This window comes from Aestuariimicrobium sp. Y1814, assembly GCF_050113895.1.
In the GTDB taxonomy this organism is placed as follows: Bacteria; Actinomycetota; Actinomycetes; order Propionibacteriales; family Propionibacteriaceae; genus Aestuariimicrobium.
This window is the reverse complement of sequence record NZ_JBNJRW010000002.1, coordinates 38,800-52,219: the sequence shown is the minus strand read 5'-3', so window position 1 is coordinate 52,219 and position 13,420 is coordinate 38,800. Positions and strand designations below refer to the sequence as shown.

At 68.3% G+C, this 13,420-nt stretch carries 10 protein-coding genes and 2 pseudogenes; 7 read left to right on the top strand and 5 right to left on the bottom strand.

What is annotated here, in order from left to right:
• The first annotated feature begins 27 nt into the window (after positions 1 to 27).
• Together ACQE3C_RS02485 and ACQE3C_RS02480 are read left to right on the top strand one after the other, a co-directional pair.
• Complete coding sequence (locus tag ACQE3C_RS02485) at positions 28 to 1,929, top strand: glycoside hydrolase family 2 protein (protein ID WP_434537620.1); 1,902 nt, start codon at positions 28 to 30, stop codon at positions 1,927 to 1,929.
• The gene (locus ACQE3C_RS02480; RefSeq protein WP_434537619.1) at positions 1,926 to 3,008 is read left to right on the top strand and encodes an aldose epimerase family protein; all 1,083 of its coding nucleotides are present in this window, start codon (positions 1,926 to 1,928) and stop codon (positions 3,006 to 3,008) included. The genes ACQE3C_RS02485 and ACQE3C_RS02480 overlap by 4 nt, the downstream gene beginning before the upstream one ends.
• A 527-nt stretch (positions 3,009 to 3,535) precedes the next feature.
• Here ACQE3C_RS02480 and ACQE3C_RS02475 read toward each other — a convergent pair.
• On the bottom strand, positions 3,536 to 3,766 hold the full coding sequence (locus tag ACQE3C_RS02475; RefSeq protein WP_434537618.1) for a transposase: 231 nt from the start codon (positions 3,764 to 3,766) through the stop codon (positions 3,536 to 3,538).
• A gap of 5 nt (positions 3,767 to 3,771) precedes the next feature.
• Between ACQE3C_RS02475 and ACQE3C_RS02470 the strand changes: the two are divergent.
• Positions 3,772 to 4,047 (top strand): annotated as a pseudogene (locus ACQE3C_RS02470) (transposase); the annotation flags it as partial.
• A 12-nt stretch (positions 4,048 to 4,059) separates the two neighbouring features.
• On the opposite strand, the gene ACQE3C_RS02465 reads toward ACQE3C_RS02470, so the two are convergent.
• Positions 4,060 to 4,353 (bottom strand): hypothetical protein, encoded by a 294-nt coding sequence (locus ACQE3C_RS02465; protein ID WP_434537944.1) that lies wholly within the window; start codon positions 4,351 to 4,353, stop codon positions 4,060 to 4,062.
• A gap of 178 nt (positions 4,354 to 4,531) precedes the next feature.
• Positions 4,532 to 6,238 carry a D-glucuronyl C5-epimerase family protein gene (locus ACQE3C_RS02460; RefSeq protein WP_434537617.1) on the bottom strand — a complete coding sequence of 569 codons (1,707 nt, stop codon included), beginning with the start codon at positions 6,236 to 6,238 and terminating at the stop codon, positions 4,532 to 4,534.
• A 278-nt stretch (positions 6,239 to 6,516) separates the two neighbouring features.
• On the opposite strand from ACQE3C_RS02460, the gene ACQE3C_RS02455 reads away from it, so the two are divergent.
• Positions 6,517 to 7,179 carry a glycoside hydrolase family 19 protein gene (locus ACQE3C_RS02455; protein ID WP_434537616.1) on the top strand — a complete coding sequence of 221 codons (663 nt, stop codon included), beginning with the start codon at positions 6,517 to 6,519 and terminating at the stop codon, positions 7,177 to 7,179.
• On the opposite strand, the gene ACQE3C_RS02450 is transcribed toward ACQE3C_RS02455, so the two are convergent.
• Both ACQE3C_RS02450 and ACQE3C_RS02445 read right to left on the bottom strand, forming a co-directional pair.
• On the bottom strand, positions 7,180 to 7,962 hold the full coding sequence (locus ACQE3C_RS02450) for an FAD-dependent oxidoreductase (RefSeq protein ID WP_434537615.1): 783 nt from the start codon (positions 7,960 to 7,962) through the stop codon (positions 7,180 to 7,182). It abuts the gene before it with no gap.
• A 145-nt stretch (positions 7,963 to 8,107) separates the two neighbouring features.
• Positions 8,108 to 9,088 (bottom strand): annotated as a pseudogene (locus ACQE3C_RS02445) (NADH:flavin oxidoreductase); the annotation flags it as partial.
• A 185-nt stretch (positions 9,089 to 9,273) separates the two neighbouring features.
• On the opposite strand from ACQE3C_RS02445, the gene ACQE3C_RS02440 reads away from it, so the two are divergent.
• The 3 genes from ACQE3C_RS02440 to ACQE3C_RS02430 are packed head-to-tail and all read left to right on the top strand — an operon-like array spanning position 9,274 to position 13,395.
• Positions 9,274 to 9,690 (top strand): DUF5318 family protein, encoded by a 417-nt coding sequence (locus ACQE3C_RS02440; protein WP_434537614.1) that lies wholly within the window; start codon positions 9,274 to 9,276, stop codon positions 9,688 to 9,690.
• Positions 9,683 to 11,974 (top strand): transglycosylase domain-containing protein, encoded by a 2,292-nt coding sequence (locus ACQE3C_RS02435; protein WP_434537613.1) that lies wholly within the window; start codon positions 9,683 to 9,685, stop codon positions 11,972 to 11,974. The genes ACQE3C_RS02440 and ACQE3C_RS02435 overlap by 8 nt, the downstream gene beginning before the upstream one ends.
• Positions 11,971 to 13,395: a hypothetical protein gene (locus ACQE3C_RS02430; protein WP_434537612.1), complete on the top strand. Its 1,425-nt coding sequence runs from the start codon at positions 11,971 to 11,973 to the stop codon at positions 13,393 to 13,395. The genes ACQE3C_RS02435 and ACQE3C_RS02430 overlap by 4 nt, the downstream gene beginning before the upstream one ends.
• The last annotated feature ends 25 nt before the right edge of the window (positions 13,396 to 13,420 follow it).

The window sequence follows — 13,420 nt, the reverse complement described above, 5'->3', positions numbered from 1 at the left end:
CTCACCCAAGAAGACCGGAGACACCACATGACCACGACTGCCGCCACGCTGGCCTGCGTCGAGCCAGCCTCGAAGGCTGACGGCAGCTACCCGCGGCCCACCCTCGTCCGCTCGGCTGCGACCCTGCTCGACCGGGTGGTGGGCTTCGCCCACGACGACGACCTGGTCGGCCTCGACGAGCGCTGGTTCGCCGACGAGTCGGTCTTCACCCAGCAGATCCAACTGCCCTTCCCGCCCGAATCGGCGGCCTCGGGGCTGGGGGCGACCGGCTTCCACCCCTGCCTGTGGTACCGCATCGAACTCTCGGACGAGGACCTCGCCGGGGCCGGGCACGAACCCGGACGTCGCCTGCTGCTGCACTTCGGGGCGGTCGACTACGAGGCCACGGTCTGGGTCAACGGGCACCAGGTGGGCACCCACCGCGGCGGCCAGACCCCGTTCAGCATCGACATCACCAACGCGTTGTTGCATGCGGGGGATGACCCCCTGCACCCCCACGATGGCCCGCAGGTCGTCGTCATCAGGGCCTTCGACGACCCGCTGGACACCCGCCAGCCCCGCGGCAAGCAGGACTGGCTGCCCGAACCGCACGCCATCTGGTACGAGCGCACCAGCGGCATCTGGCGCACCGTCTGGCTGGAGTCGGTGCCGCCGCTGCACCTGGCCCGGGTGGTGTGGCGCCCGGACATCTCCAACGCCCAGGTCAGGGCCGTGGTCGAGCTGAACCGCCGCCCGCTCGAGCCGGTCGATGTCGAGCTGGCCATCGCCTTCGACGGTGATGTGCTCGCCACGACGAGGGTCGAGGTGCAGGAACAGTCGACCGAGGTGGTGCTGTCGCTGGCCCGGGTCACCAGCGGGGTCGATTTGGAGGCCTTCCTGTGGTGGCCGCACCGTCCGGCGCTGATGGATGCCGGGGTGGTGGTCCATGGTCGCGACGGCAGCCGCGACGAGGTGCGTTCCTACCTGGGTTACCGCGAGGTCGGTACCAACCCGGCTGGGCTGACGCTGAATTCGATCCCGTTCCAGCTGCGTTCGGTGCTCGAGCAGGGCTACTGGAAGCAGTCGTGCCTGACCCCGCCCTCGGTGCAGGCGATGAAGGACGAGGTGCAGCTGATCCTTGACCTGGGGTTCAACTCGGCGCGCATCCACCAGAAGGTGGAGGACCCCCGGTTCCTGTTCTTCGCCGACACTCTCGGGCTGACCATCTGGGGCGAGACCGCCGCCGCCTACTCCTTCGATTCGCAGGCGGTGGCCTGGCTCACCCAGGAGTGGGTCGACATCGTCCGGGCCAACGAGACGCACCCGTCCGTGCTGGTGTGGGTGCCGTTCAACGAGTCGTGGGGGGTCACCCACATCTCGCGGCGCCCGGAGCAGGCGGCCTTCACCCGGGGGCTGGCCGACCTCACCCGCGCCCTGGACCCGACTCGTCCAGTGATCTCGAACGACGGGTGGGAACACACCGACTCCGACCTGATGACCATCCACGACTACGAGTGGCGCGGTGAGGTGATGGAGAGTCGCTACACCCCTGAAGGAGTGGCGCAGCTGCTCAGCGTCTGCGGCCCGGCCGGGCGCCCGCTGGTCGTGGGCGACCGGCAGCGCAGTGACGCCCCGGTGCTGTTGACCGAGTTCGGCGGGGTGGAGTTCGTCACCAACCGCAGTGCCGACGAGACCTGGGGCTATTCGTCAGCCCAGGACGCCGATGACTACGAGGCGCGGGTGCGCGCGATCATCGAACCGGTGCGCCGCTCGCCGGTGCTGTCGGGGTTCTGCTGGACCCAGCTGACCGACACCCTGCAGGAGGCCAACGGGTTGTGTGACGAGAATCGGGTGCCGAAGCTGCCGACCGAGACCATTCGCGCGATCATCAAGGGACACGAGCAGTCGCGCATTCCGATCGAGACGATGAACGAGGTGATCAAGGGATGAGTTCGACCACGACGAACGCCCCCGAGGCGGTGGGCAGCCTGCCCGACGGACGAGCGGTGCAGCGCTTCACCCTGGCCGGGGTCGGTGCCGGACGACTGCAGGTGCTGGACGCCGGGGCGGCCGCGATGAGCTACCGGCTGGTCGCCGACGACCCGTCGACCGAGGTGCTGGTCGGCTTCGGTGATGCGGTGGGCTACCTCGGCGGGCTGGCCGGCGGCTACTTCGGCTGCATCGTCGGGCGCTATGCCAACCGCATCGCCGGTGGACGTTTCACTGTTGACGGGGTCGAGCACCAGGTGGTGACCAACGAGGCACCGAACACCCTGCACGGCGGCGCCGACGGGTTCTCGCACCGGGTCTGGACACTGCTCGAGTTGTCCGACGACCGGGTCGTGCTGGGGTTGAGTAGTCCTGATGGTGACCAGGGTTTCCCCGGTGCGGTCGAGGCCACCGCCACCTACACGCTGGTCGAGGACGGTTTCACGCTGGACTTGGCGGCGACCACTGACGCGCCGACCCCGCTGGGTCTGACCAGCCACCTGTACCTGAACCTGGCCGGTGGTGGGACGATCAATGAGCACCTGCTGCAGGTTCCGGCCAGCAGGTACGTGCCGATTGATGCGGCCTCGATTCCGACCTCGGGGCCGGTGCCGGTGGCGGGGACCCCGTTCGACTTCCGTGAGCCGGCGCCAATCGGTGCGCGGGTGCGAGTGGCGGACGAGCAGATCGGGCTGGCCAAGGGCATCGATCATTCGTTCGACGTCGATGGGGCCGGGCTGCGCGAGGTGGCGGTGGTGCGTGAGCCGGTCACCGGGCGGGTGCTGCGGCTGGTCTCGGATGCGCCGGCCCTGCAGGTCTACACGGGCAACTTCCTGGACGGGGCGCTGGTCTGGGCGGGTGCAGTTGGTGCCGGGGCCGGTGGGGGCGAGGCTGGGGCGCAGCGGTTGCGGCAGGGTGATGCGATGGCACTGGAACCCCATGACCATCCCGATTCCCCGAACCAGGACTGGGCCGAGGGCGTGATCCTTCGTCCGGGTCAGCGGTGGAGCCGTCGGATCGAGTGGCACTTCGACGGCTGAGGGGAGGCCACCACGGTCTGGCTCCGCGGCGAGGCAGGCGGGACGCTATGAGGCGCCTGCTGTCATCATCGGGGAAGTCGAGCCTGATCCGGTTCGAGGTCTGCTCCGGACTCCACCCCAGCACCCAGCCAACGCCGTGACTCAACGGCCTCTACAAGACCGAGTGCATCCGCACCACGATCTTCCACCCCGGTCCCCACAAGAACCCTCGTCGACGTCGAGTACGCCACCGCCGGCTGGGTGGATTGGTACAACTGCGGTGACTCCTGGGGGTCTGGTCTTGTCGAGGGCTGCCTTCGTGGTTCCATGTCGGCGTGGAGGTAGATGTCGGTGGTGGAGGTCTGCTCGGGGCCTAGCCTCGATCTTTCATCTGGTGGCTGTGGGTGGTTGTGATGCCTTGGGGGTCGGCGTCTGGGGTTGATTCTGGCAGGTGGGTGTGACAACTGGGCCTGTTGTCGCTCGGGTTGGGCGGGATGTCCACGGGTCCGGGGTGTTGCAGGGGTTGGTGGGGCAGGGGATGGCCGGGGTCAGGTGGGCGCGGGGAGGGTCGTCAGGCGTTCGGTGGCTCGGCTGAGCAGGTGGGCCCATGGGTTGTGGTCGGCGATCCGTAGCCGGACCTGGCGTGCGGATCGGACCAGAACCGCGGGGATGGCGAACAGGCGTAGTCGTAGGCGTTTGGGTTCCCAGCGGCGGGCGTCATGGCCGGTCAGGGCCAGGAGTTGGCACCAGGCGGTCAGGTCGAGGTGTCCCGCACCCACCGGAGTTGAAGGAGCGAGCGGTGCGGCTCGTGGTCGAGGCCCGTGGTGGTCCTGGGGGTGATCGTGGGGCCTGCAGCCGGATCGGTCAGCAGTTGGGTGTGCCGGCGGACACGTTGCGGGGGTGGGTCGCGCGCAGGGAGATCGATGAGGGTCGACGCCCGGGAACGACCACCGACGACGCGACCCGGCTGGCGGAGTTGGAGCGCGAGGTCAAGGAACTACGCAGGGCGAACGCGATCGGGCGCAGCGCATCGGCTTTCTTCGCGGCGGAGCTCGACCGGGGGGTGATGCTCCTATTGTTTGTCAAGCGGCGCTTTCGAGTTCATCGCGACGGAGACGCAGAGGCGGGTGCCACCCGACGCGCTCACCACAGCCGCGCGGATCGCCGCCAGGACCTCCTTCTTGCTCTTGCCGGCGCTGGTGAGCTTCGCTGCGTAGGCCCGGGTCTCAGGGTCCGTGGCGAGACGGACCTTCGCGATGTGGTGCAACGCGGCGCCGCGTTGGCGTGTCGGTCGCCGCCGCGGTTGAGGCGATGCCGGGATGTCGCTCGACAGGTTTATGGCGTGGCGGATGGAGATGGCGTCCATGTGGCGTTGGACGATGCCCTGCGTATGGGACAGGCTTGGGCTCGGGAGATCGAAGCGGTGCGGAACAGGCTGTTGACATGACCGCGAACCCGAGGGGCCCATGAATGCTCTCTCGTCGCCGCCGTCGGATCTACATCGATGGTTCGCGGGCCGGGGGGGAGTACCTCGGCCCGCAAGCTCAACCCAAGTAGCGCGGGCCGAGGTGCACACTCGACCCGGTGGGCAGCCACTTGCCCTTGAACACCCCGTTGATCACGCGCACGTACTGTCGTCCGCCGACGGTCGCGGCCATGTCACACAGTGCCGTCGACTGGCCCTTTGACCAGCTGGCCTGCACTTCGGTGCCGGCACGGTCGAAGCCGCGGTCGTTCTTGGAGATGCCCTTGATCTTCACGTTCGGCTCGAAGTAGAGCTCCATCGGTTCACGGAAGTTCATCCGGTCGACGTTGAAACCCTCCAGGAACACCCGCCCGGGCTGCTCGTTGATCCACCAGCCGGGGGCCCGGCCGCCGGCCAGCCGGATCCACTTGCGCAGGTGCTTGTTGGCGCCGGCCTGCCCGGCCCGGGCTCCCTGCCGGGCATCGGCCGGCAGCCGGGTGTCGACCTTGAAGGTGACCGTCCAGACCCGGCCGTCGTCCTCGTCGGAGTCCCACACCTTGCGCAGGTGGTAGGTGCCGGCCTTGATCCAGACCAGCCCACCGCCGCGGTGCACGGGGAAGTCGCGGGCCAGGGCAGTGGCCCACCAGGCCATCGGGGCGTACCCGGTGCGGTCGTAGATCGTCCACATCGCCCCGGCATTGGCCGCGTGGTAGAACTTGTGCGTCCTGGGGTCAACCTCGGGCTGGGCGTAGTAGAACGAGCACTGCTGCGGGTTGCGCACCTTCGGGGCGTAGTGGGCGGCGGTGGCCATGCCGGCGAAGACCAGCTGGCGAACCTGTTCGCGGTGGGCATTGCTGAACGGGGCCGGGAACATCGCCGCCAGCCCGTACAGCGCAGTCAGGTGGATGTTGTAGGTCATCGTGGGCACACCGCTGGCGACCGGGAACCCTTCGAACCACAGGTACCCGTCGGAGTCCTTGGCCGTCACCCAGTAGCCCGGTTGGGCAGGGTCACGCGGACGACCGAACGCCGCGAAGGCCTTCTCGGCGACCTGGACCCACGAGGAGTCGCCGGTCAGCTCGTGCATCCCCAGCGCCACCTGCACCGCCCGCTGCTGGCCGAAGGCAGACACCCACGGGTCGGGCAGCTTCTGGCCGTGGTGCTCGGTGGGCATGTCGTAGGTCGCCCACAGCACCCCGGCCTGGTCGACCAGGTTGTCGCGCATGGTCCTGCCCTGGGCGAGGGCGGCGTCGCGGTAGGACGAGACGCCGGTCATCTGCCAGGACAACTTCAACTTGCTGAACCAGGTGCCGGCCAGGGTGGGGTGGTGGATCAGCTTGCCGTCGGTGCGCCGGTAGAGGATCGACCCGTCGGCCTGCAGCACCTGGTCGGGCGCCGGGTTGTAGCGCAGCGAGACCGGGCTGAAGCCGGCCGGGACATTGTTGGGGTCGAGGGTGGTCGACTTCGTGCCCGGGTCGGTGGGGTCGACCTCGGGAAGGCTCGACATGCGGGCCTCCATGCTCGCCAGCGGGGTCGGGTCACCGAAGTAGCCGGGGTCGATGCGGGCATGTTCGTCAAGCGGCACCACGGGCCGCGTCCATGGGTGCTGCAGCTGGCGGAACTGGCCGAAGGGCAGCACGGGGCTGGAGGAGAACTGGAAATCGGTCAGGTTGCCGGGGTCGGCCATCGCCGGTGAGGTCAGGTTGAAGGCGTCGAATGCGGGTAGGCCGAGGCCGGCGAGGCCCAGTGCCGAGGCGCCGCGCAGCAGGTTTCTCCGATCAAACATCACGCCAAGGATGCTCGCCGAGAAGGATGAGAACAAGGTGAGAGACCGATGAACTTCTGAAAGACTCTCAGGCATCGGTTTGGGGACGGAGTTATCGGATGAGTGCCACCATTGCAGTGCTGCTGGGCGTGATCATGGCGACGACCTCCGCTGTCGTGAGCCCGGGTGTCTGGACCCGGGTGCCGCCCGCTACCACCACGCCGACTCCAACGCCGACGCCGAGCCCAACGCCGACGCCGAGCCCAACGCCGACGCCGAGCCCAACGCCCACGCCGAGCGTGGAGCCCACCCCGACCACGAGCGCAACCCCGGTCGTCCGCGCAGCCACCGTGACCACCACCGCGGCACCCGCCGTGGTGACCACCGCCCCACAGTCGCGCACCGGCGGGGGCGTGATCCACGCCCCCGGCGACGACGTGACCCTCGCCGACCTCAAGGCGATCTTCGGCTCCAAGGTGTCCACCTCGCCAAGGGTGGCCGAAGGGCTGCCCTCACTGAACCGGGCGATGCGACAGGCCGGAATCACCACCCCCGAACGCAAGGCCGCCTTCCTGTCGACCCTGGCCTACGAGTCGACCTTCGACTACGCCCTGCAGGAGGCCGGCCAGACCGCCACCTACCGCGGCCGCGGCTACATCCAGCTGACCGGGGACTTCAACTACGGCCCGGCCGGCAGCTACCTGGGCATCAACCTGCTCGGCAACCCCAACCTGGCCGCCAGCCTCGACTACTCGGCCCCCATCGCCATCTGGTACTGGACCGTGCGCCGCCCCCATTCCAACGCCGCCGCCGACAACTTCGACATGGGCCTGATCAGCCGCTACGTCGGCTACCGCGCCTCCGGCACGCAGGACCTGTTGCGCTGCGACGGGTTCAAGCGGGCCTACCAGCATTTCAGTGGCAAGCCCGCTCCGGCGAACACGAAGTGCTACCGCTATTGATCAGATGTTCCGCGCGATGTGGAACCCGCCGTGCACCGCGGTCAGGATGCTGTCCGGCTCGATCACATCACCGACCATCTCGACATCGACATGCTCGATGAGTTCGTCGAACAGTTCGTTGTTGGAGGTGTAGCCCGAAGCGATGATCGAGGTGTCGGTGACCAGGTGGTGCTCGGTGCCGTCCACCTCGTAGGTGACGATGCCGTCGCCGAACTCGGTCAACTTCGCGCTGGTGATGAACTCCACCTCGGTGTCTGCCAGCAACTGGTCGAGCGCCTGCTCGTTGTTGCGGCAGTGCTCGACGGTCATCAGCCGCTGCGGCAGCATCTCGATCACCGTCACCTGCTCGGCACCCTCGGTCTTGCAGTGGGCAGCCGTTTCGGCGCCGACCAACCCCGCCCCCAGCACGACGACCTTCTTGCCGAACTTCGCCTTGCCCGTGAGCACGTCATTGGCCAGCACGACATTGGGTCCGTCGATGCCCTTGATCGGCGGGATGGTCGCTCGTGACCCGGCGGCCAGGATGACCTTGTCCCAGTTGCCGGCCAGCACCTCGGCGGCGGTGGCCGTCTTCATGGTCTTGACGGTCGCATCGCTGCGGTGGGTCTTGTTGACCAGGTACTCGGCGTAGTCGAGCACGTCCTTCTTGAACACCGGGCCGCCGGCGGCAAGCAGCGCCCCACCCAGCCGGGCCGTGCGCTCCCACAGTTCGACCTCGTGGCCCCGTTCGGCCGCGATGATCGCCGCCTCCATGCCACCGGGGCCACCGCCGATGACCAGCACCCGCTTGCGTTCGGTGGCCGGGGTCACCGGGAAGTAGTCCTCGGCGTAGGTTGACCGCGCAGTGGTAGTGGTTGCCCGAGAACCCGGCGAACAGGCACTCGTTGCAGCCGATGCAGGGGACGATGTCGTAGGCGGTGCCGCGGCGCACCTTGTTCACCCAGTGGGGCTCGGTCAGCGCCCCGTGCGCCAACCCGACGAAGTCGGCCATCTCGTCGACCAGCACCTGTTCGGCGAGGTTCGGGTCCTGCAGCTTGCCCTGGGTCCGCACCGGCACCGAGACATGCTTGCGGATCTCGGCGGCCAGCCACGCCTGCGTGGGCGCCTCCTGGTAGACGGTGTCGATGGCCTTGTACCAGGCCTCGTAACAGCCCATGTCGACGTGCAGGGCATCCACCCCGGCCGCCTCGAGCTTCTTGGCCATCTCGATGCCCTCGTCCAGCTCACGACCACCGGGCACACCGTGGTAGGCCGTGAACTTGTAGATGATCGGGAAGTCGGGCCCGACAGCCTCGCGGACCGCGGCCACCACCTCGAGCGGGAACTTCAGTCGTCCGTCGAGGTCGCCGCCGTACTCGTCGGTGCGCTTGTTCCACAGCGTGGACGAGAACTGGTCCATCAGGTAGCCGCCGTAGCCGTGCATTTCGACGGCATCGGCGCCGGACTGCCTGGCCATCGCGGCGCCCCGCCCCATGCACTCCACCAGGTCGGCGATCTCCTCGGTGGTCAACGGCTCACAGATCAGGCCCGGGAACCAGAACGACTCGACCGCACTGGCGGCCTTGGGGGCGATGTCGGCGGCGAAGGGCAACTGCATGCGTCCCAGCCCCGGGGTCAGCTGCACGCAGAGCTTGGCCCCGTTGTGGTGCACCCGGCGAGCCAGGAAACCCACCTGGTTCAACGAGCGCTCACTGCCGATCACATTGCAGGCCTTCTGCTCGTACTTCGTGTTGACCTGGTTCGCGCCGGTGATGATCAGGCCGAACCCGCCCTTGGCGCGTTCCTCGTAGTACCGGATCGACCGGTCGTGGAAGCTGCCGTCCGGTTCACTGGTGGTGCCCATGGGGGCCATGAAGACCCGGTTCCTCAGGGTCATCGAGCCGATGCGGCTCGGTTCAAGGAGCTTCATTGCGACTTTCCTTTCGTCCGCCGGTGGGGTGCTGTCACCTCGACTGATGTCACCAGCACACCACCGTTGGCTACGGGAATCACCCCACCTTGTGAAAACATTCACTAATCTGGTGGGTGGATGCGCGGGCGCCGGTGATGGCGCCGCACGCGCCGCTGTTGCCCGATGGCCCTAGTCTGGAATCCATGCAATCGCGGCGCCTCGAAGTGAGCTATGCGCTGCAGCGACGGGCCAGGCTCGAGGCGCTGCGGCGACCGAGTCGCGCCCTGGCCGAGGACCCCTGCGATGCCGACCCGCTGCTGGTCTCCTCGGCGATCCACCACGGCGAACCCAGCAGCATCGAGTGCCCCATCTGCGCCTCGGACAACATGATGGTGCTGAACTATGTCTTCGGTGACCAGCTCGGGCAGTTCTCGGGACGGATCAAGTCCACCGAGGAACTTGACGAGATGGAACACCAGTTCGGTGAGTTCACCGTGCGGGTGGTCGAGGTCTGCCCCGACTGCCGCTGGAACCACATGATCAGTTCCTACATGCTGGGGGACGGCAGGAAGCGCCGCCCACCCCGGCGCCAGCAGACAGTCGAGGACATCTATGACTAGCCCGGACAAGCCCGCCACCGAGGAGACCGGCCAGGACAAGCCGGCCCGGCGCGCGGCCACCGAGAAGACCCCGCCGCGCCGCGGCCGCCGGGTCTGGAAGATCATCGGGCGCACCTTCGCCGTGCTCGGCATCCTGGCCCTCGTGCTGGCGCTGGTCGCCAGCATCGGTGCGCTCGTGTTCTACCAGCGCACCCAGCTGCCCGACCCGAACCGGGACTTCAACACCAACACCACCTTCATCCACTACAACGACGGCACCACCCGGATGGGCAACTTCGCGGTGCAGAACCGCCAGACCATCGACTTCGAGCAGATGAGCCCCTACATCAAGGACGCCGTCGTCGCCGCCGAGAACCGCACCTTCTGGACCGACCGGGGCATCTCACCGACCGGCATCGCCCGCTCGGCGCTGTCGATCCTGCGTGGGGGAGAGATCCAGGGCGGTGGCTCGACCATCACCCAGCAGTACATCAAGGTGTACTACCTGACCAGTGACCGCACGATGACCCGCAAGCTGCGCGAGCTGGCGCTGGCGGTGAAGATGGGTCGCGAGGTGCCCAAGGAGGACATCCTGCGCGACTACCTCAACACCATCTACTTCGGCCGCGGCGCCTACGGCATCCAGGCCGCCAGCCGCTCCTACTTCCTCACCGACGCCAAGGACCTGACCATCGAGCAGTCGGCGGTGCTGGCCTCAGTGCTGAACAACCCGAGCCTGTTCGACCCCAGCGAGGGTGAGAGCAATGCCGAGCGGCTGCTCGAGCGCTACCGCTACGTGCTCGACGGCATGCTCGAGATGGGCACCATCACCCAGGCCCAGCACACCCAGGCCTACGCGGCGCTCCCGGAGTTCCCCGAGATCCCGATCAACCAGCGCTACGCCGGCCCCAACGGCTACCTGATGATGATGGTGCGCGACGAACTGCTCAACCGCGGGTTCACCGATGCCCAGATCAACGGCGGCGGGCTGCAGGTCACCACCACCTTCGACAAGACCCTGCAGGACCATGCCGTCAAGGTGGCCCAGGAGTACACCGCCAAGGTGGCCGCCGACGCCAGCCCCGCCCAGGACGCGTCCCAGTTGCACATCGCGCTGAGCTCGGTCGACGTCGAAACCGGTGAGGTGCTGGCCCTCTACGGCGGCGCCGACTACCTGCAGAACAACCGGAACTGGGCGACCACGCCCCGCGCCGCGGCCTCGACCTTCAAGGTCTATGCCGCCGTGGCCGGCCTGCGCAACGGCTTCAGCCTGCGCTCGACCTTCAACGGCAACACCTTCACCCCCGAGGGTGACAGCGTCACCGTCCGCAACGAGTTCGGCCACCAGTACGGCTCGGACGTCAGCCTGCTGCGGGCCACCGAGCAGTCGATCAACACCGCCTTCGTCGACATGACCCAGCAGATCCCCAACGGCCCGGCGGCGGTCGTGCAGGCCGCCAACGACGCCGGTGTGCCCACCGGTGCCGGGTGGGACCTGAACAACCGCATCTCGCTGGGCACCGCCGAGGTCAGCACCCTCGACAACGCCATCGGTTTCGCGACCCTGGTCAATGACGGCAAGCGCGCCAGCGCCCACGTCATCAAGGAGGTCAAGGACCTCGACGGCCGGGTCATCTACGAGGCGAAGACCACCCCGACGCAGGCCATCGAGGCCGATGTCGCCGCCGACGTCACCCACGCCCTGAAGTCGGTGGTCGACCAGGGCACCGGTGGTGCGGTGCGCAACCTCGGCCATGACATCGCCGGCAAGACCGGCACCTCGGGCATCGACGACACCATCACCTCGGCCTGGTTCGTGGCCGCCACCAAGCAGATCTCGACCTCGGTGATGTACGTCGTCGGTGAGGGCGGCAACGGTGACCTCGACCCCTACAAGCGCCCCGGTGACGGCACCTTCTACGGCGGCACCTACCCGGCGCAGACGTGGGCGTCCTTCATGGAGGTCGCGCTGCAGGACAAGCCGAACGTCCCCTTCACCGAACCGGCGTGGGTGAACACCGACGGTGGGTCCTCGACCACTGAGGCGACCGAACCGCCCTCGACCGACACCCAGACCAGCGAGGCGCCGTCGACCACCGCGAGCAGTGAGCCGCCGTCCTCCGAGCCGCCGACCACGACCGAGCCGACGACTGAGGCCCCTCCGACCACCGAGGCCCCACCCACCACCACGGAACCGACCGACGAGCCCACCGACGAACCGACCGGTGAACCCACCCAGACCCAGCAGCCGACGACCAGCGTGCCGGCGACCCAACCCACCAACACCGGGGGTAGTACGCCGTGAACCTGCGGGTGGAGCCTGCCCGACTGGGGGGCGCGACCGGACGACATGCCCGCATCCAGGGCATCTTCTTCGACCCGGCCCCCTGGTTGATCCTGATGGCGACCCTGCTGTGGGCGCTGCGGATGGGCCACCAGAGCCTCTGCCAGCAGGACAACCCGGACGAGCCGGTCAAGACGATGCTGCGGCTGTGCTACAGCGATGTCCCGATCATCTGGCAGACCAACCAGCTCGGTACCGGGGCCACGGCGAGCGGTGAGAACGGCCTGCCGCAGGCCCCGATCGTGTCGCTGTTCATCGCGCTGGGCCGCGCCATCACCGGGTTCATCGTCCCGATCAGCCCCACCGCCTCACCGCAGCAGACCCTCGATTCGGGCAACGTGTTCGTCGTGGTCAACGCGGTGCTGCTGTTCTGCTTCTTCCTGGCCTGGGTGATGGCGCACATGCTGATGGGCCGCACCTCGACGGTGGGCACCACCCGCACCGCCACCGGGCGGCTCGAGAAGCCGCCGGCCCGCAGCTGGGACGGCGCCTACATCGCCTTGTCGGTCGGCGTGTTCACCGTCGGCCTGGTCAACTGGGACCTGATCGCCCCGGCGCTGACCGCCTGCGCCCTGCTGGCCTGGGCCTGGGGACGACCGGTACTGGCCGGGGTGCTCACCGGCATCGCGCTGGGTGCCGGGATCTCCCCACTGGCGCTGGTCATCGCCGTGGCCGTGGTGTGCCTGCGGTCGGGTGCCCTGGACGCCCTGGCCCGCTACGCCATCGCCACCCTGGCGTCGCTGTCGGTGATCCTGGTCGGCGGGCTGCTGGCCTCACCGAGTGCGGTGCGCCGCTCCTACCTGGGCCTGCTCGACCCCGACGCCGGGCTGGGTTCGCTGTGGTGGATCCTCACCGATGCCGGGCTTGCCTCCAGCCTCGTGCCGGGGTTGAGCAAACTGCTGATCGCCGTCGGTGTCGGCGCGGTGGTGCTGTTCTGCTTCCAGGTGCCGGCCCGGCCCCGGGTGGCGCAGGTGGCCGCCCTGGTGCTGCTGGTGGGGCTGATGCTGGCCCCCACCTACAGCCCCCAGTACGTGCTGTGGTCGCTCGGCATGGTGGCGCTGGCTCGTCCGAAGTTGCGTGACTGGTTCCTGTTCAGCCTCACCGAGGCGCTCTACTGGGCTGCGGTGTGGGGCCACCTGCAGGGCAACCTGCGGCTCGGCACCGGCGACGACATGGCCTACCCGCTGGCGATCATCGTCCGCCTGGCCGGCGCCGGGTGGATCATCTGGCAGATCACCGGGGACATGCTGCGGCCCTGGGCCGACCCGGTCAGGGTCGGCACCGTCGACGACCCCCAGGGTGGGGTCGTCGACCTGGCCCCGGACGCCGCCTGGATGTCGGTGCCGCCGGCCGAGCACGCCACCCCGGCCGGGCGCAGCTAGTGGTGGCCACCGACACCCCCCGGTC